The 17,419-nt window shown below is 38.4% G+C and carries 13 protein-coding genes and 4 tRNA genes; all 17 read left to right on the top strand.

The genetic code is table 11. The features are described 5' to 3' along the window. The first annotated feature begins 116 nt into the window (after positions 1 to 116). The 17 genes from pth to CP367_RS07280 all read left to right on the top strand — a co-directional run bounded on the left by pth (position 117) and on the right by CP367_RS07280 (position 17,231). Positions 117 to 674 (top strand): aminoacyl-tRNA hydrolase, encoded by a 558-nt coding sequence (gene pth, locus CP367_RS07360; protein WP_023488504.1) that lies wholly within the window; start codon positions 117 to 119, stop codon positions 672 to 674. A 1-nt stretch (position 675) separates the two neighbouring features. Beyond that, entirely contained in the window at positions 676 to 4,170 is a 3,495-nt protein-coding gene (gene mfd, locus CP367_RS07355; protein ID WP_098043538.1) for a transcription-repair coupling factor, read from the top strand. 15 nt (positions 4,171 to 4,185) lie between these two features. Beyond that, positions 4,186 to 4,428: an RNA-binding S4 domain-containing protein gene (locus tag CP367_RS07350; protein WP_005721105.1), complete on the top strand. Its 243-nt coding sequence runs from the start codon at positions 4,186 to 4,188 to the stop codon at positions 4,426 to 4,428. A 67-nt stretch (positions 4,429 to 4,495) separates the two neighbouring features. Then, positions 4,496 to 4,873 carry a septum formation initiator family protein gene (locus CP367_RS07345; protein ID WP_005721106.1) on the top strand — a complete coding sequence of 126 codons (378 nt, stop codon included), beginning with the start codon at positions 4,496 to 4,498 and terminating at the stop codon, positions 4,871 to 4,873. Then, positions 4,873 to 5,235 (top strand): S1 RNA-binding domain-containing protein, encoded by a 363-nt coding sequence (locus CP367_RS07340; protein WP_005724146.1) that lies wholly within the window; start codon positions 4,873 to 4,875, stop codon positions 5,233 to 5,235. The genes CP367_RS07345 and CP367_RS07340 overlap by 1 nt, the downstream gene beginning before the upstream one ends. Positions 5,236 to 5,273: 38 nt before the next feature. Beyond that, complete coding sequence (gene tilS, locus CP367_RS07335; protein ID WP_098043537.1) at positions 5,274 to 6,527, top strand: tRNA lysidine(34) synthetase TilS; 1,254 nt, start codon at positions 5,274 to 5,276, stop codon at positions 6,525 to 6,527. A gap of 94 nt (positions 6,528 to 6,621) precedes the next feature. Continuing rightward, positions 6,622 to 8,790, top strand: coding sequence for an ATP-dependent zinc metalloprotease FtsH (gene ftsH / locus CP367_RS07330; RefSeq protein ID WP_005721112.1), 2,169 nt, complete (start codon positions 6,622 to 6,624; stop codon positions 8,788 to 8,790). 52 nt (positions 8,791 to 8,842) lie between these two features. After that, positions 8,843 to 9,733 carry an Hsp33 family molecular chaperone HslO gene (hslO, locus tag CP367_RS07325; RefSeq protein WP_054832657.1) on the top strand — a complete coding sequence of 297 codons (891 nt, stop codon included), beginning with the start codon at positions 8,843 to 8,845 and terminating at the stop codon, positions 9,731 to 9,733. A 77-nt stretch (positions 9,734 to 9,810) separates the two neighbouring features. Further along, positions 9,811 to 10,836, top strand: a complete 1,026-nt coding sequence (gene dusB / locus CP367_RS07320; RefSeq protein WP_179210812.1) for a tRNA dihydrouridine synthase DusB — start codon at positions 9,811 to 9,813, stop codon at positions 10,834 to 10,836. Between the two features lie 15 nt (positions 10,837 to 10,851). After that, on the top strand, positions 10,852 to 12,402 hold the full coding sequence (gene lysS, locus CP367_RS07315; RefSeq protein WP_065990092.1) for a lysine--tRNA ligase: 1,551 nt from the start codon (positions 10,852 to 10,854) through the stop codon (positions 12,400 to 12,402). A gap of 142 nt (positions 12,403 to 12,544) precedes the next feature. After that, positions 12,545 to 13,474 carry a hypothetical protein gene (locus CP367_RS07310; RefSeq protein WP_068812782.1) on the top strand — a complete coding sequence of 310 codons (930 nt, stop codon included), beginning with the start codon at positions 12,545 to 12,547 and terminating at the stop codon, positions 13,472 to 13,474. A 63-nt stretch (positions 13,475 to 13,537) separates the two neighbouring features. Then, positions 13,538 to 13,609: transfer RNA gene (locus CP367_RS07305), tRNA-Gly, on the top strand. A 114-nt stretch (positions 13,610 to 13,723) separates the two neighbouring features. After that, positions 13,724 to 13,798: transfer RNA gene (locus CP367_RS07300), tRNA-Gly, on the top strand. Between the two features lie 133 nt (positions 13,799 to 13,931). Next, positions 13,932 to 14,006 (top strand) — tRNA-Gly (locus tag CP367_RS07295). Positions 14,007 to 14,042: 36 nt separating this feature from the next. Beyond that, positions 14,043 to 14,116: transfer RNA gene (locus CP367_RS07290), tRNA-Pro, on the top strand. Between the two features lie 74 nt (positions 14,117 to 14,190). Next, on the top strand, positions 14,191 to 14,646 hold the full coding sequence (locus CP367_RS07285; protein WP_005720322.1) for a GAF domain-containing protein: 456 nt from the start codon (positions 14,191 to 14,193) through the stop codon (positions 14,644 to 14,646). Between the two features lie 104 nt (positions 14,647 to 14,750). Further along, the gene (locus CP367_RS07280; protein ID WP_023488512.1) at positions 14,751 to 17,231 is read left to right on the top strand and encodes an ATP-dependent Clp protease ATP-binding subunit; all 2,481 of its coding nucleotides are present in this window, start codon (positions 14,751 to 14,753) and stop codon (positions 17,229 to 17,231) included. Positions 17,232 to 17,419: the final 188 nt, after the last annotated feature.

Here is a 17,419-nt window from a genome sequence, read left to right as displayed (position 1 = left end):
ATTAGTGATATTTTTAACAAAATGAATTATACCATGATAGCAAGCATTAATAAAATTATTATTTCCTAATTGTGCTATTATATGTAAGATTGTGTGCATAGTGAGGAGTAAAAATAATGAAGATAATTGCAGGGTTAGGTAATCCAGGACAAAAATATGATAAAACAAAGCATAATACTGGTTTCATGACAATGGATCATTATTTGAATGAAAAGGGTTTGTCACTGGATAAAGATAAATTTGAAGGTCATTGGACTAAGCAAAAAATAAATGGTGAAGATGTAATTTTGCTTGAGCCGCAAACCTTTATGAATGAATCAGGTCGTTCAGTTAGTCAAGTAGCTAACTTCTTTAAGGTTGATCCAGCAGATGTGCTAATTATTCAAGATGATATGGATATGCCAATTGGTAAAATTAGAATTAGAGCTAATGGCAAATCTGGTGGACATAATGGAATTAAAAGCATCATTCGAGATTTAGGGACGGAAAAGTTTAATCGTTTGAAGATTGGTATTCGTCATCCGAAAAATACAACGGTTGTTTCATGGGTTTTGACACCATTTAATGATGAACAACAAAAATTGATGGATGATGCATTTGCGACAAGTGTAGATATTATTGACGACTTTATCAGCGGACATGGTAGTCAATATTTAATGAATAAATATAATTAAAATGCGTTTAACAGAGATTTTAGATAAAGATCAAGATTTAAATAATTTTATTTCAAAAACAAAACAAGTAAAAAATTCACTAATCACTGGCGCTAATGCCGGTGCTTTTAGTCTATTGCTAAAACAGATAACGACTAAATTAGCAGCTCCACTTATTTTAATTGAAGAAAACGAAAGTAAAGCACAAAACTTATATGGTGAACTCAGTGCCATTATGGCAGATGAAACTGTGCAAATTTTTCCAGTAGATGCTACAATTGCAACGCAAACGGCAGTTAGTTCGCCTGATGAACTGAGCAGCCGAATTCAGGCACTTAATTTTTTGTTAAGTGGTAAGGCAGGAATAGTGGTAACAACGCCGCAGGGGCTGCAATACAAACTGACCAATCCAACTGATTTTGCGCAGGCAAAGCGGAGTTTTGAGCCAGGTCAAGAATATGAACTAAAAGAACTCAATGAATGGTTGCTTGCTTCAGGGTATCAGCGTGATTCTTTGGTAGCACGGCCAGGCGAATTCGCCATCCGTGGTGATATTTTAGATGTTTATCCACTAGATCGAGAAAATCCCGTGCGAATCGAATTCTTTGGTGACGAAATAGATACAATTAAGGAATTCGATTTAGCTAGTCAACGGAGTCAAAAAGAGTTAGACAAAGTAGAAGTTGCAGCAGCTCAAGATCGAGTTTTTACTAAGGATGCAATTGCGGCAGCGGCTAAGAAAATTGAACAAGATATGGCCAATGCACCAGCTCCTGCTAAAGCTGTCAAGGACCACTTTGCGGCAGTTCTTGATGAATTAAACGATGGCGGTTTACCTAAAAACTATGCTTTCTTAATTGACTATTTGCTTGAAATTTCTAGTAGTTTACTCGAATATTTGCCTAAAAATGGGCAGATTTTATTTGACGATTTGCCTTTAATTAATCAAGCGGTTGAAACAGTTGATAAGCAAAACGCTGCTTTTATTAATGATGAACTAAAAACTGGTGCAATGTTGCCAGGGCAAAGCTTGCGGTCAGATTATACAAAGATTCTGAGCAAAGATAAGCACCATCGTATTTATTTCTCATTGTTTCAACGAAGCATGGGACGACTGCGCTTAGGCCAGATGCTCAATTGGTCAACACGTGAGCCAGAACAATTCTTTAGTCAAATGCCGCTGATTAAGTCAGAATTAGAATCTTATCAAAAGGCGGGGCAAACCGTCATTTTACAGGCTGATAATGAAAAAAGAGCACAGCAAATTGATCAAACAATGGTTGATTTTGGCTTAAATTTACCAATTGTTGGTGCAGACGAAATTGTTGAACAACGGACACAAATTGTAGTTGATGGCTTTGTTAGTGGCTTTAGTTTACCAACAGTTAAATTGGTATATCTAACGGAGCGTGAACTATTTAATAAACGCCCACAACGTAAAAAAAGAATTAAGACACTGGAGAATGCCCAGCGTTTGCGCAATTATACTGAACTGAAGCCAGGGGATTATGTTGTTCATGTTAACCACGGGATTGGTCGGTTTGAAGGAATCAAGACTTTAGAAAATAATGGTACCAAGCGTGACTATATTACGATTACCTACCAGCATGGTGATCAGCTTTTTGTACCAGCAGATCAATTAAGCTTAGTACAAAAATACGTTGGTTCAGAAGGTAAGACACCACATATTAATAAGCTAGGTGGTAGTGAGTGGGCTAAAACCAAGCGTAAGGTTCAATCTAAAGTTGAAGATATTGCGGATGATTTGATTGAACTTTATGCCAAACGTGAATCAGAAAAAGGCTTTGCTTTTTCACCTGATGATGATCTACAAAAACAATTTGAAGATGCCTTTCCTTATCCAGAAACACCTGATCAATTGCGATCGGTTAAAGAAATTAAGCAAGATATGGAAAGCTCGAAGCCAATGGACCGTCTTTTAGTAGGGGATGTTGGTTTTGGAAAAACTGAGGTAGCCTTACGAGCAGCTTTTAAGGCAATTCAGGATAATAAACAAGTAGCCTTTTTAGTACCCACCACTATTTTGGCGCAACAACACTATGAGACGATTCAAGATCGCTTCAAAGATTTCCCAGTCAATACTGCTATGCTATCTCGTTTTCAAACGCCAGTTGAATCAAAGGAAATTATTGAAGGGCTAAAAAATGGCAAGATAGATTTGGTTGTTGGGACTCACCGTATTTTGTCTCAAGATGTAAAATTCAAGAATCTAGGATTGTTAATTGTTGACGAGGAGCAGCGGTTTGGCGTTAAGCACAAGGAAAAGTTAAAGCAGTTGAAGGCAAATATTGATGTTTTGACATTAACAGCTACGCCAATACCGCGAACGCTTCATATGTCAATGGTAGGTGTGCGTGATCTCTCAGTAATGGAAACGCCACCTCAAAACAGATACCCTATTCAAACTTATGTGATGGAACAAATTCCTAGTGTAGTAAGGGATGCATGCTTGCGTGAAATGCAACGTGATGGACAGGTCTTTTATTTACATAATCGGATTAGTGATATCGATGAAACTGTCGAAAAACTGCAGGAATTGATGCCACAGGCGCGAATTGCAGCTGCCCATGGTCGAATGAGTCAGAATCAGTTGGAAGATATTCTTTATCGCTTCCTGAATCGCGAGTTTGATATCTTGGTTACGACTACGATTATTGAAACAGGAATTGATATGCCCAATGTCAATACAATGATCATTGAAAATGCTGACCACTATGGTCTAAGTCAGTTGTATCAATTGCGGGGTAGAATTGGCCGTAGTGCTCGTTTGGCTTATGCTTACTTCTTGTATAAGCCAAATAAAGTTTTAACTGAGGTTGGTGAAAAACGGCTTGATGCGATCCGTGACTTCACTGAACTGGGTTCTGGTTTCAAAATAGCAATGCGTGACTTATCAATTCGTGGTGCTGGAAATATGCTGGGTGCACAACAGCATGGCTTTATTGATAGCGTTGGTTATGATTTGTACTCACAAATGCTGGCTGATGCAATTCAAGACCGTAAGGGGAAGACAACAGTCAAAAAGTCAAACGCAGAAATCGACCTTGGACTTGAGGCTTATATTCCAGATTCGTATATCGGTGATCAAGAAGAAAAAATTGAATTTTACAAAAAGATTAAAGCCGTCTCAAGTCAGGAAGAATTAGGTAAAATTGAAGATGAATTAATCGATCGTTTTGGTGACTATCCAACGGCCGTCGAGAATTTATTAGCTGTTGCCGGTCTAAAGGTTGATGCTGACATGGCTCAAGTGCTCAATGTGGTTAAAACTGACGATAAGATTAAAGTGGAATTTACGAACGCAGCTTCACGCGAACTTGAGGGACCTAATATTTTTAAGGCATTGGAGCATGTAAGCTTAAAGGCTCGCATTAGTATGAATCAAGAAAAAAGAATGGTTGTCTTACTATTGTTGCCGGATAAAATGAAGAATCGTGTTTTATTCAATGAACTGGCAACCTTTTTACAGGCAGCAAGCGACATTGTACAAAGGTAACTGTAGGAGAAAAATATGAGGATTGATAAATTTTTAAAAGTTTCACGATTAGTTAAGAGAAGAACCGTAGCTAAAGAAATGGCTGATCAAGGTAGAATCAAAGTCAATGGTCGAGTTGTAAAATCAAGCTACGATGTAAAAATTGATGATATTATTGAAGTAGGTTACGGCGCCAAAACCATCAAGGCTAAGGTGTTAAATATTCGCGAGACCACGAAAAAAGCAGAAGCAAGTGAACTGTACGAGCTAGTTGATTAATGACTTTTGATTAAATCGTTGTTATACTTGACTTAGTATAGTTATTTAGTAATTAGGGGATTAAACAATGAATCATGGTCCACGTATATATAATTCGTTGAGTCCAGAAGAGCAGAGGGCGCGTCTTAGACGTAAACAGGCTAAACTAGAGAAAGAAACACACCGCAAGCGGTTGAACGTAATTATGGCAGTTTTTGCTATCATTTTCGTTGCTTTAGGTGTACAGATTGCAATCAAGATTTCTCAAACTGGACGACTGAATAATCAAGTACAAGCTGAAAAACAGACTTTAACTAAAGTAAAAAATAAGAGAAATGACTTAGAAACTGAAAAGCAGGATTTGAAGGATCCAAATTATGTTGCTAAGCTGATTCGTTATAAATTCTATTATTCTAAATCAAATGAGAAGATTTATAACGTGCATGAAAGAAATGATGATAACTAATGGAAAAGTATCAAGCTGGTAATCGGGTGACTGGTGTAATTAATAACATTACTGACTTGGGCATCTTTGTTACTTTACCTAATCGGCATTCTGGTTTGGTTCATCATAGTGACTTTGGCAATAATTGGCTACGCGAACGTCGTCGTTATCATGTTGGCGATGAAGTGCGCGTGGTTGTGGTGCACATCCATAAAGGGAGATTTAATTTATCGATCACTCGAGTGAATGATCCGGAATTAGTTGACCATGATAATCAATTTTCTAAGACAAAGCCAGCTGATTTTGATCAAGTCCTGAATCAAACAACGCGGGATGCTAAAGAAGAAATTGAAAAGCTAAAGCAAGTATTAACTGAGAATTAAGGGATGGTCCGAAAGGGCCATTTTTTGTTAGAAAAATAATGAAAATTAATGATTTTTTTGAACAACATCAGATTGACTTAAAGGATAAAAGACTATTAGTAGCCGCAAGTGCGGGACCGGATTCCATGGCTTTACTAGATATGCTAGTTAATTTGCAAAAACAACTAAGTTTTACTGTTTTTGCGGCACATTTTGATCATCAATTGCGTGCGGATAGCTCATATGAAGTAGAAGTTTTGCAAAATTATTGTGCTCAAAAGAAGATTTGCCTGTTTAATGGCAAGTGGGATAAACATGATCAGCCCCAAACGGGAATTGAGGCAGCGGCGCGAGAGGCACGATATCATTTTTTGACTAATGTTGCTCATAGCGAGCGAATGAACTATTTATTAACTGCGCATCATGGTGATGATTTGTTAGAAAATATTTTGCTCAAATTTATTCGCTCGGGAAATCCTGAAGAGATGAATAGTTTGCAAGATATCGGCTCTATGCATGGCGTTGTTTTGCTTAGACCACTATTAGCCTATAGTAAGCAAGAATTACTCGAATATGATCAAGAGCGTGAAATTGACTATGTAATAGATTCAACTAATACGGAGGATGAGACTGTTCGAAATCGACTGCGTCATCATGTGGTGCCATTATTAAAAGAGGAGAATCCTAATTTAATTAGTAATGCACTGCGTTTTAGTGAAAAAATGAGTCAATTGACGGATTTGGCGGATGAGCAGTTGAATAGTATGAGAACGGTTGAGCCATTTTTGGGTGCTTGGCGAATTAAAACGGACAACTTAAATGATTTATCTACAGAAGAAAAAAATATTTTTTGGCAAAAGATAATCTGGCAAAAATATCATCGCCGGGTAAATGAAAATTTGGGCAATTTTGAGGTGATTGATTATCAAGGTTATAGTTATTTAGTTGAAAATAAGCCACAGAAAATTGTGCAGCCATTTAGTATCGAACTGAATCAGCAATTTGAATTCAACGGAGCTTATTATTTACTAACTACTGATATGCAAGCTGATTTGAAAGAAATAGGAAGCTTTTGGCTAGAAAGGGATGCACATTTTACTGCGGGAAGTCTAGTACCTGCTAGCAAATTATTGTTGAAAAATGGTCAACGAGTTAAGGCGAAAAAGAAATTTGCAGAAAAGGCAATTCCCTTTGCCTTGCGCTCTTGCTGCATTACAATTTATGCTGAAAATGAACCTGTTTTTGTAGAAAAATGTTATCAAAAACAGGCCTTTATCACAGATGGTAAACATTATTTCCTATACATTTATTAAGAAGTCTTCAAAATAGGTGAAAATGTTAGTGGTTGCAAGCTAATTTGTGATAGAATTTTAAACGTATAACTTAAAGACTTTGCGGAGGTTTTTTATGAAGAATAACCGGAATCGGCTGCTTTCAAACGGCCTTTTCTATATAGTTGTGTTCCTTCTGCTCCTATGGGGAATCAACTGGGCACTCGGCGGCTCTAACAATAGTGGTAGCTCAGAGAATATCAGTTACTCACAATTTGTTAAAGATTTGCGTCAAGGCAAAGTTAAAAACTTTAGTGTTCAACCTGCTAATGGTGTTTACACTGTTTCAGGTAGTTACAAGACTGCACAAACAACAAAGAATCAATCAAATAATAGTTTTGATTTCTTTAGTAATAATTCAAGTAGAAAAGTTTCGCGCTTCTCTACTACCATGTTACAGAATGATTCTACCGTTTCTAACGTGCAAAACTTGGCACAAAAAAGTAATGCTCGGATGACAACTCAAGGAGAATCACAATCTGGCAATTGGATTTCGACCATTGTCATGCTTGTGCCAACCGTTTTGTTTATCGTCATGCTTTGGATGATGATGAACCAAGGTGGCGCTGGACGTGGTGGTGGCGGCGGAATAATGAATTTCGGTCGTTCACACGTCAAGCCAGAAGATCCTTCTAAGAATAAGGTTCGTTTCTCTGACGTAGCCGGTGAAGAAGAAGAAAAGCAAGAATTAGTCGAAGTAGTTGAATTTTTGAAAGATCCATCTAAGTACACTAAGTTGGGTGCAAGAATCCCATCTGGTGTTTTACTTGAGGGTCCTCCTGGTACTGGTAAGACTTTGCTTGCTCGTGCTGTAGCTGGTGAAGCTAACGTGCCATTTTATTCAATCTCAGGTTCAGACTTCGTTGAAATGTTTGTCGGTGTTGGTGCTAGTCGTGTACGTGACCTGTTTAACAATGCCAAGAAAAATGCACCAAGTATTATCTTTATCGATGAAATTGATGCCATTGGTCGTCGTCGTGGCAATGGCACCGGCGGTGGTAATGATGAACGTGAACAGACTTTGAACCAATTATTGGTTGAAATGGATGGTTTTGAAGGCGATGAAGGTGTTATTGTCATTGCTGCTACTAACCGTTCAGACGTCTTAGACCCAGCTTTGCTTCGTCCTGGTCGTTTTGACCGTAAGGTATTGGTAGGTCGTCCTGACGTTCGTGGTCGTGAAGCTATTTTAAAGGTTCACGCTAAGAACAAGCCACTTGCACCTGATGTTGATTTGAAGGAAGTTGCCCGTCAAACTCCTGGCTTTGTAGGTGCAGATTTGGCTAACGTCTTGAATGAAGCCGCATTAGTTGCTGCTCGTCGTAATGGTACTGAGATTACTGCATCAGATATTGATGAAGCCGAAGACCGTGTGATTGCCGGTCCAGCTAAGAAGGATCGTTTGATTTCTGAAAAAGAAAGAAGACGTGTTGCTTTCCACGAAGCTGGTCACTCAATCTGTGGTTTGGTCTTAAGCGACTCACGTACTGTACGTAAAGTTACTATCGTACCTCGTGGCCGTGCTGGTGGTTATAACATCATGTTGCCTAAAGATGATCAATTCATTTTGACTAAAAAGCAATTATTTGAACAAATTGTTGGTTTGATGGGTGGTCGTGCAGGTGAAGAAGCAACCATTGGTGATAAGTCAACTGGTGCTTCTAACGACTTTGAACAAGCTACTCAAATTGCGCATAGCATGGTAGTTAACTATGGTATGACCGAATCCTTAGGTATGGTTGAGCTTGAAAAGGAAGGCGAAAGCAATCCTTACGGCTTTAAGCCATATAGTGAAGCAACTTCAGCTAAAATTGATGAAGCTGTAAAGAAGATTTTGGATGAAGCTCATGCTAAGGCCCTTGAGATCGTTAAGGACAACAAAGAAAAGCATAGAATCATTGCCGAAGCTTTGCTCAAGTATGAAACCTTGAATGAAAAGCAAATTATGGCCTTGTATAAGACTGGTAAGATGCCTGAAAAAGACGAAGATGAATATCCGAGTGAATCAAAGGCTTCAACTTATGAAGAAGCTAAGGCTGCTGCAGAGAAGCGCGAAGTTGAAAAGGCAGAAAAAAAGGATTCAGATCAAGCATTAGCTGATCAAGAAAAAGATACCTTGGAGACTCCATCTGAAAAGAATCATGAAGTTGAAGAAAATAATCCTGAGAATCCCGAAAAGGATCAATCAGAAAATGAAACTTCAACTCAAGATACTCCTGCAGATGATGAGCATAAAGACAATTAAATAAAAGTAGGGCCTGTCACAGGCTCTATTTTTTTAGAAAAGAAGGATAAAAATGAGTGATTATTTAGTAAAGTCAATTGATAAGACTAAAAACTTACGCTTGTTAACCATTACCGCTAAGGGTGTAGTGAGTGAAGCACAAAAGCGGCATGACTTGTGGTCAGCTTCAGCTGCTGTGCTTGGTCGTACTTTAGTAGGATCTCTTTTACTTGCTGGTGCAGAATTGACAGATAAGGAAGAATTGACAGTCCGTTTATTAGGCAATGGCCCTGTTGGTCCAACCATCGTGACAGCTACCTCCGATTTGAAGGTAAAGGGTTATGTTAAGAATCCACATATTGCTTTACCACCTAAGAAAAATGGTCATATTGATGTGAAAAAGGCTGTTGGACAAGGATGGTTTGAAGTAACTAAGGACCTTGGCTTGAAGGAACCATACACAGGTCAGGTACCAATTGTTTCTGGTGAAATTGCTGAAGATTTTGCTTACTATTTGACTAAGTCAGAACAAATTCCGTCAGCTGTTGGTTTGTCAGTATTTGTTAATCCAAATAATTCAATCGGTGAAGCTGGTGGCTTTATGTTGCAAGCACTTCCTGGTGCTAGTGATGCTTTGATCGATAAAACGATTAAGCGAATTGATGCATTGCCAGCACTCTCAACTTCATTTTTGGATGGAATGACGCCAGAAGACTTAGCACGTAAAATCTTAGGAACCGATTGTAAGATTCTTGAAAAAGATGATGTAGCCTTTAACTGTGATTGTTCTAAAGAAAAGTATGCTGGTATTTTGGAAACTTTGAAGAGCGATCAATTGGAAGCAATGATTAATGAAGATCATGGTGCCGAACTTACTTGCAATTTCTGCGGTAACAAGTATCATTATTCAGAAGATGAATTGAAAGATATTTTAGCTAAAAAGAACAAAGATAAAGATTATTAAGGCAAATAAAGCCCTAAGGTTTTAACCAGCGGGGCTTTTTTGATATCATAATAGGGTAATTTTGAAAGGATGATTTGGTGAATAACAGCTGGAAAATTCGCGATATCACCATTCCAAACCGAGTTGTTGTTGCGCCGATGGCGGGAGTTTCAAACTCTGCATTCCGCGTTGTCTGTAAGGAATTCGGAGCGGGGCTGGTTGTCTGCGAAATGATTTCTGATCATGGGATCATTTATGGAAATAAAAAGACATTAAGTATGATGGATGTTGATCCGCGTGAACACCCAATGAGCATTCAAATCTTTGGCGGAAGCGAGGAAACTTTGCTTCAAGCTGCTCAATATATTGATCAACATACCGATGCGGATATTATTGATATTAATATGGGTTGTCCTGTACCTAAAGTAACAAAGACTGATGCAGGTTCGAAGTGGCTACTTGATTCAAACAAGATTTATCAGATGGTTCACGCAGTAGTGCAGAACGTTAAAAAGCCGGTTTCTGTTAAAATGAGAACAGGCTGGGATAAAAAGCATATTTTTGCTGTAGAAAATGCATTAGCTGCTCAAGAAGCAGGCGCAAGCATGATTGCGATGCATGGTAGAACACGTAAACAAATGTATCAAGGTGAAGCTGACTGGGAAGTATTACATGATGTTGCCCAGGTGCTAGATGTGCCTTTTGTGGCTAATGGTGATATTAGAACACCCGAATTAGCTAAAAAAGCATTGGATGAGATCGGTTGTACTGCAATAATGGTCGGTCGTGCTGCCTTAGGTAATCCGTGGATTCTGAAGGATATGGTTCACTATCTTGAAACTGGTGAAAAATTACAACCGCAAACTGTTCGCGAGAAGGTTGAAACGGCCAAACACCAGTTACATGCACTCGTTAAAATTCACGGTGAAAAGCGTGCTGTACCAGAATTTCGACAACAAGCTGCATACTATTTAAAGGGAATTCCCCGTTCGGCCCGTACTCGTGCTAAAATAAATGAGGTCTGGACGCGTCAAGAAGTATATGACTTGCTCGATAATTTTGTTGATGAATATGAAAAAAGAGAAGAAGCTCGTGCTGCACGACGCGCGGTAATGAACAAATAATGGAGGAAAGATAAATTGGCAAAGAATGAAATGAACGACCAATTAATAGTCCGTCGCCAAAAGATGGAAGAATTACGTGAAAACGGAATTGAACCATTTGGCCGAAGAAAATTTGATCGTCAAGATTTGGCAAGTACTTTGGAAGAAAAGTATGGCAATGAAGATAAGGAAGAATTAAACGCTGATATGCCTAAGACCAAAATTGCAGGTCGTATGCTTGCAAAACGTGGTAAGGGTAAGGTTGGTTTTGCTGATCTTTATGACCGTACTGGTAAGATTCAAATTTATGTACGTAAGGATATTGTTGGCGAAGATAACTACAAGATCTTTAAGAAATCTGATATTGGTGATTTCTTAGGTATTGAGGGTGAAGTTATGAAGACTGATACTGGAGAGCTTACTATTAGAGCCCTTCACGTAACTTTCTTATCAAAGGCTCTTCGTCCATTACCAGATAAGTACCATGGTTTAAAGGACGTTGAGGCAATTTATCGTCAACGTTACCTTGATTTGATCACTAACCGTGACAGCTACATGCGCTTTGTTCACCGTACTCAAATCATTCAAGCTATTCGTGACTACTTAAATGGTCAAAACTTCTTGGAGGTTGAAACTCCAGTACTTCACAACATTCCTGGTGGTGCTGAAGCTCGTCCATTTATTACTCACCACAACGCTTTGGATATTAACCTTTACATGAGAATTGCTTTGGAACTTCCACTTAAGCGTTTGATTGTTGGTGATATGGAACGTGTTTACGAAATCGGCCGTGTATTCAGAAACGAAGGTTTGGACACTCACCACAACCCAGAATTTACTGAACTTGAAAGTTACGCAGCATACTGGGACTACCATGATGTTATGGATGAAGCTGAAGGTATTATCCGTGCTGCAGCTAAGGTTGTTTCAGATGACGGTAAGATCACTTACCAAGGTACTGACATTGACTTAGGCAAGCCATTCCGTCGCGTTCACATGGTTGACTTGATCAAGGAAAAGACTGGCGTTGACTTCTGGAAGCCAATGACTCTTGAAGAAGCAACTAAGATTGCGGAAGACCACGACATCCACGTTGAAAAGTTCTGGAAAGTTGGTCACATTATTAACGCCTTCTTTGAAAAGTACTGTGAAGAAACTATTGTTGACCCAACCTTCGTTTACGGTCACCCAGTAGAAATCTCACCACTTGCTAAGAAGAATGCTGACGATCCAAGATTTACTGATCGTTTCGAAATTTACATCATGGGTGAAGAATACGGTAACGCCTTCTCAGAATTGAACGATCCTGACGACCAACGTGAACGTTTCGAAGCTCAAATGGAAGAACGTGAAGCAGGTAACGACGAAGCTGACATGATCGATGAAGATTACCTTCGTGCTATGGAATACGGTATGCCACCTACAGGTGGTTTGGGTATCGGTATTGACCGTTTGGTAATGCTTTTGACTGATGCTCCAGCTATTCGTGATGTTCTTTTGTTCCCAACAATGCGTCCAGAACGTGTTGAAAGCGTAGAAGCTGAAGTTAAGGCTGATATGGAAAAGAAGAATAAAGAAAACAAGTAATATCAAATTTTGATATAAAAATAAATCTCATATCTGTGTTTTGAAACATGGGTATGAGATTTTTTGTTTATTCAAGGACTGTTGACATAAAGGTGCTTTGGTTATAAACTGCAAATGATTTTATTTTTGGAGGGATAGATTTATGAAATTAAAAAAGATTGGATCTCTGTTTTTAGCGTTATTCTTTTTTAGTTTAGTGGCTATAGGATTAACTACTAATCAAGCAGTTAAAGCAGATGATGATGATGAAGATTATCATGCTTCATCTGAACAATTGATAAATAAATTTTTTAATGAGCGTGAATTGTTAAAAAACGGAGCTCGTGCAGAAATTTTAGATGAGTCACAACCTGGGACTTGGTATGAACATACATTTATTATTTACAATGATCAATATCATGATTTTGATCATATGCCTTACGGTACTTATACAATTGCAAATGAAATGTATGTAAAGAATTGGAAAAAGCCAAGTGACCAAAACCTAAGATTGACTTTCTATTCGACTATTAATAATCCTAGAACGGATGCGGCAATTCGAGATAATATTCAAGGCTCCGTTGACATTCCGGCTGGTAAAGACAGCGGATATAGTTTCTGGGTTATTAAGGTTCGTTGTGATAAAGATGGATTAAAAGTTTTATCTCACAAAGATTATGATCACGATCCAGCTTCACCATATTCAGTAAAGCAAGTTAAGAATATTTTCTTAAAGAATTTAACTTTAAAGTCAGCTAAAAAGTCTGCTTTTGTAGGTAATAAACCTAAATTTAAATTTAGCAATATTTCTTTTGTTAACCCTAATATTATTAATGAAGCACGTGGTACTAATTGGAATCGTTCAATGCTTTCACATAAGGGCAAGCTTCCAGTTCACGATTATGATTTTAAAGCACATGTAAGAGTCAATAATTTTAAGCCAAGTAAAAGGAACAGAAATTATGATCTAGTAGACAAAGATGGCGATACCATCGGTGAAATTCATGTGCCTAAGAATTCTAAGAGCGGTACCGGTAATATTAAGTTGGACTTAGAGCTGACCTTTGATAGTTACTATTTTGAAGCTAAGTAATTCAACTTTTTCTCAAAAAGTATTTGCAAAGAGAATAATCTTTGCTATAATACTTTTTGTATCGCGGAAGTAGTTCAGTGGTAGAACATCACCTTGCCATGGTGGGGGTCGCGGGTTCGAATCCCGTCTTCCGCTCCGAGATGAAGAGCTCACGAATGTGAGCTTTTTTTGTGCCTAAAATAAATTTATCTTTTTTGATAAAAAGGTCTTGCAAAGAAAAATGTATTTGCTATAATAATACCTGTTGTCGCGGAAGTAGTTCAGTGGTAGAACATCACCTTGCCATGGTGGGGGTCGCGGGTTCGAATCCCGTCTTCCGCTCCAAGACAAAAGCTCATCTTTGGATGAGCTTTTTATTTTTCCATATATGCAGTTTTAGATGTAAGAAAACTTTTTGAATTTTTTACAAAAAACTATTGCAATGTATCAGATACCTGCTATAATAATATCTGTTGTTGCGGAAGTAGTTCAGTGGTAGAACATCACCTTGCCATGGTGGGGGTCGCGGGTTCGAATCCCGTCTTCCGCTCCAAGATAGAAGGCTCACCAAGTGGTGAGTCTTTTTTTACGGGAAATAGCTCAGTTTGGTAGAGCGCTACGTTCGGGACGTAGAGGTCGCCGGTTCAAGTCCGATTTTCCCGATATACAAGCTATCCGTTTGGGTAGCTTTTTTCTTTTTGTTATAATATCTTTTAAAACTTAAAGGGAGATTAAAAATGACGGCAACTACTGAAGAAAAATACAAATTATTAGTGGAGCAAGCTAGAGCTTTGATTGAGGGAGAAGATGATTGGATTGCTAATACAGCTAATTTATCTGCTCTTTTGTTTAATTCGTTAAATGATGTGAATTTTGCAGGTGTTTATCGCTATGAAAATGATGAACTGATATTGGGTCCATTTCAGGGGATGCCAGCATGTGTTCATATTCAAATGGGAAAAGGTGTTTGTGGTACGGCTGCACAAGCAAAAACAACGCAGATTGTTAAGGATGTACATGAATTTGCTGGTCACATTGCTTGTGATAGTGCTTCAAATTCGGAAATCGTTGTACCAATTTTTAATCAGGGAAAACTTTGGGGCGTCTTTGATTTTGATTCGACCAAGCTAGCTAATTTTGACGAAATTGATAAAAAGTATTTAACTGAAATAGCGAAAGCAATTTTTGCGTAATTATTAGAATTGGACATAATGAAGTTGAAGATAAGTCAAATTGTTTTACTTACTGACAAAAGAAAAGTAAAATACCATAACGTATTTTAAAGGGTGGTGTTTGTATGGAAAATTCATATAGTAAGAGCGTTAATCAAGTATTGAAAATTGCACGTGAACAAGCACAAAATTTTCATCATCGCTTGATTGGCACAGAACATGTTTTATTGGCTCTAGTAATTGAAACTGACGGTGAAGCAGGAAAAATCTTGCGTTCATGGGGATTAACACCAACTGCAGTACGTGAAGAAATTGAACGTTATACAGGTTATGGCTCTGCCCCTAAGGCAAGCTACATGGAAATGTCACCACGTTTGAGTTTAGCTTTGGATTATGCTAGAAGACGAGCTAATGACGATGGAGTTAAGGAAGTTAACACTAATCATGTTTTGCTGGGAATTACTGCAAGTGAGCAGGTTTTATCAGCAATGATTTTGAAAAACTTGAATGTTGATATTCCTCGTCTGCAGCAGGATGTTGAAGACAGTTTGAGTCAAGACCAAGACTTTGGTGATTCAGCTAATTGGCTGGGTGATGATAACACGACGACTGGTCAAAAGAAGAGCAAGAGCACTACTCCTAACTTAGATAAGGTAGCAGTTAATTTAAATCAACGTGTGCGTAATGGCGAGATTGATCCGGTGATTGGCCGTGACCAAGAAATTAAGCGTGTGATTCAAATTTTGTCTCGACGGACTAAGAATAATCCTGTTTTAGTTGGTGAACCAGGAGTTGGTAAGACTGCTGTTGCTGAAGCGATTGCAACTGAGATTGTCAACAAAAAAGTGCCACAGGATATGCTTAAGAAACGGGTAATGGCCTTAAATTTAGGTAGTTTGGTTGCTGGGACTAAGTATCGTGGTGAGTTTGAAGACAGAATGAAGAAAATCCTGAACGAAGTCACCAAGGATGGCAATGTCATTCTCTTTGTTGATGAAATGCATACTTTAATTGGTGCTGGTGGTGCTGAAGGTGCAATTGATGCTTCTAATATCTTGAAGCCTTCGCTTGCTCGTGGCGATATTCAAATGATTGGTGCAACTACTTTTAATGAATATCAAAAGTACATTGAAAAAGATCAAGCTTTGGCACGTCGTTTTCAACAAGTGCGCTTAAGTGAGCCTTCAAGAGATGATACTTTGACAATTATGCGTGGCTTGAAGTCGAAATATGAAAAGTTCCATCATGTGACTATTTCTGATGAGAGCTTGAAGGATGCAGTTGATTTGTCAACGCGCTATATTTCGGATCGCTTTTTGCCAGATAAGGCGATTGACTTAGTAGATGAAGCTAGTGCCGCAGTTAAGATTCGTAATAACATTAGCAATGATGCTGAGCTAGAAAAAGTTAATGAGCAAATTAAGAAACTGATTACGCAAAAGAATATGTCTGCCGCTAGTCAAAACTTTGTTAAAGCTGCTCAATTGCAGGATGAGCAGAACAACTTAGAAATGCAACGTGAAGCAATGGTAGAGAAGTTGAAAGACAAAGTTAGTGCTAAAGCTGTGGTTGAGCCAGAAGATATTGCTAAAGTGGTTTCCGACTGGACTGGCGTCCCTGTTACCCAGATGAAACGCAATGAATCACGGCAGCTAGCTAACCTGGAAAAGATTTTACACCAACGTGTTATTGGGCAAGATAAGGCTGTTTCAGCAGTTGCCCGTGCTATTCGTCGTAGTAGAAGCGGGATTAAAGATGAACGTCGTCCGATTGGTTCCTTCTTGTTCCTAGGTCCAACTGGTGTTGGTAAGACAGAACTAGCTAAGTCAGTTGCAGCAGCAATGTTTGGCTCGGAAGACAATTTGATTAGGCTAGATATGTCTGAATATATGGACCAAATTGCTTCAAGCAAATTAATTGGCTCGGCACCAGGCTATGTCGGTTATGAAGAAGGCGGTCAATTATCTGAAAAGGTTCGTCGTCATCCGTACTCGGTTATTTTGCTTGACGAAGTAGAAAAAGCTCATCCAGATGTCTTTAACTTGCTTTTGCAGGTTTTAGATGAAGGATTTTTGACTGACTCCAAAGGTAGAAAAGTCGACTTTAGAAATACAATTATAATCATGACTTCTAATTTAGGTTCTCGTTCGCTCTTTGATAATAAGGCGGTCGGCTTCAATGCAGATAATGCAGATCCAGCCAAGGCGAGATCAGCTAAAGTTGAACAAGCAATCAAACAATTCTTCCGCCCAGAATTTTTAAACAGAATCGATGAAACTATTATTTTCGATGAACTAGATAAGAAGCAGCTGCGCAATATTGTAACTTTGTTAACGCACAAGCTGGTAGTTCGTTTGCAAAAGAAGGGTATCGAATTGAAGCTATCACGGGCAGCACTGGATCAGATTGCACAAGATGGTTATGATCCAGAAAATGGTGCTCGACCATTGAGAAGAGCAATTCAAAATGATATTGAAGACAAGATTGCCGAGATGTTGATTGTAGGCGAAGTTAAGTCAGGCGACACTTTGAAAATTGGTAGTCAGCATGGACATTTAAAATTTGAAGTAGTTAATCCGAAAAAAGAAACTGTAAAAGTCAAGTGATATTGGTGCTATACCTTGACAAAATGCTGAAAATATAATATAATTTTTGCTGATTTAAAAAGACTGAGATTCAGGATTTTGCTGATCTATTGTCCAGCAAAATGATAAAGGACAAAAACGACAATTGTTGTTTTTGTCTTTTTTATGCCTAAAATTGCAGTTTTTTGAATTTGTAACAGAAATGTAAT

It is taken from the genome of Lactobacillus sp. UMNPBX16, assembly GCF_002553775.1.
Taxonomy (GTDB): Bacteria; Bacillota; Bacilli; order Lactobacillales; family Lactobacillaceae; genus Lactobacillus; species Lactobacillus crispatus.
The sequence above is the reverse complement of the archived record's forward strand: the minus strand, read 5'-3'. Positions and strand labels throughout refer to the sequence as shown.

Excerpts from the sequence above, each read along its gene's own strand:
- ftsH (WP_005721112.1), top strand. The coding sequence starts at position 6,622 with ATGAAGAATAACCGGAATCGGCTGCTTTCAAACGGCCTTTTCTATATA.
- hslO (WP_054832657.1), top strand. The coding sequence starts at position 8,843 with ATGAGTGATTATTTAGTAAAGTCAATTGATAAGACTAAAAACTTACGC.
- tilS (WP_098043537.1), top strand. The coding sequence starts at position 5,274 with ATGAAAATTAATGATTTTTTTGAACAACATCAGATTGACTTAAAGGAT.
- CP367_RS07345 (WP_005721106.1), top strand. The coding sequence starts at position 4,496 with ATGAATCATGGTCCACGTATATATAATTCGTTGAGTCCAGAAGAGCAG.
- CP367_RS07285 (WP_005720322.1), top strand. The coding sequence starts at position 14,191 with ATGACGGCAACTACTGAAGAAAAATACAAATTATTAGTGGAGCAAGCT.
- CP367_RS07310 (WP_068812782.1), top strand. The coding sequence starts at position 12,545 with ATGAAATTAAAAAAGATTGGATCTCTGTTTTTAGCGTTATTCTTTTTT.
- CP367_RS07350 (WP_005721105.1), top strand. The coding sequence starts at position 4,186 with ATGAGGATTGATAAATTTTTAAAAGTTTCACGATTAGTTAAGAGAAGA.
- CP367_RS07280 (WP_023488512.1), top strand. The coding sequence starts at position 14,751 with ATGGAAAATTCATATAGTAAGAGCGTTAATCAAGTATTGAAAATTGCA.
- mfd (WP_098043538.1), top strand. The coding sequence starts at position 676 with ATGCGTTTAACAGAGATTTTAGATAAAGATCAAGATTTAAATAATTTT.
- CP367_RS07340 (WP_005724146.1), top strand. The coding sequence starts at position 4,873 with ATGGAAAAGTATCAAGCTGGTAATCGGGTGACTGGTGTAATTAATAAC.
- pth (WP_023488504.1), top strand. The coding sequence starts at position 117 with ATGAAGATAATTGCAGGGTTAGGTAATCCAGGACAAAAATATGATAAA.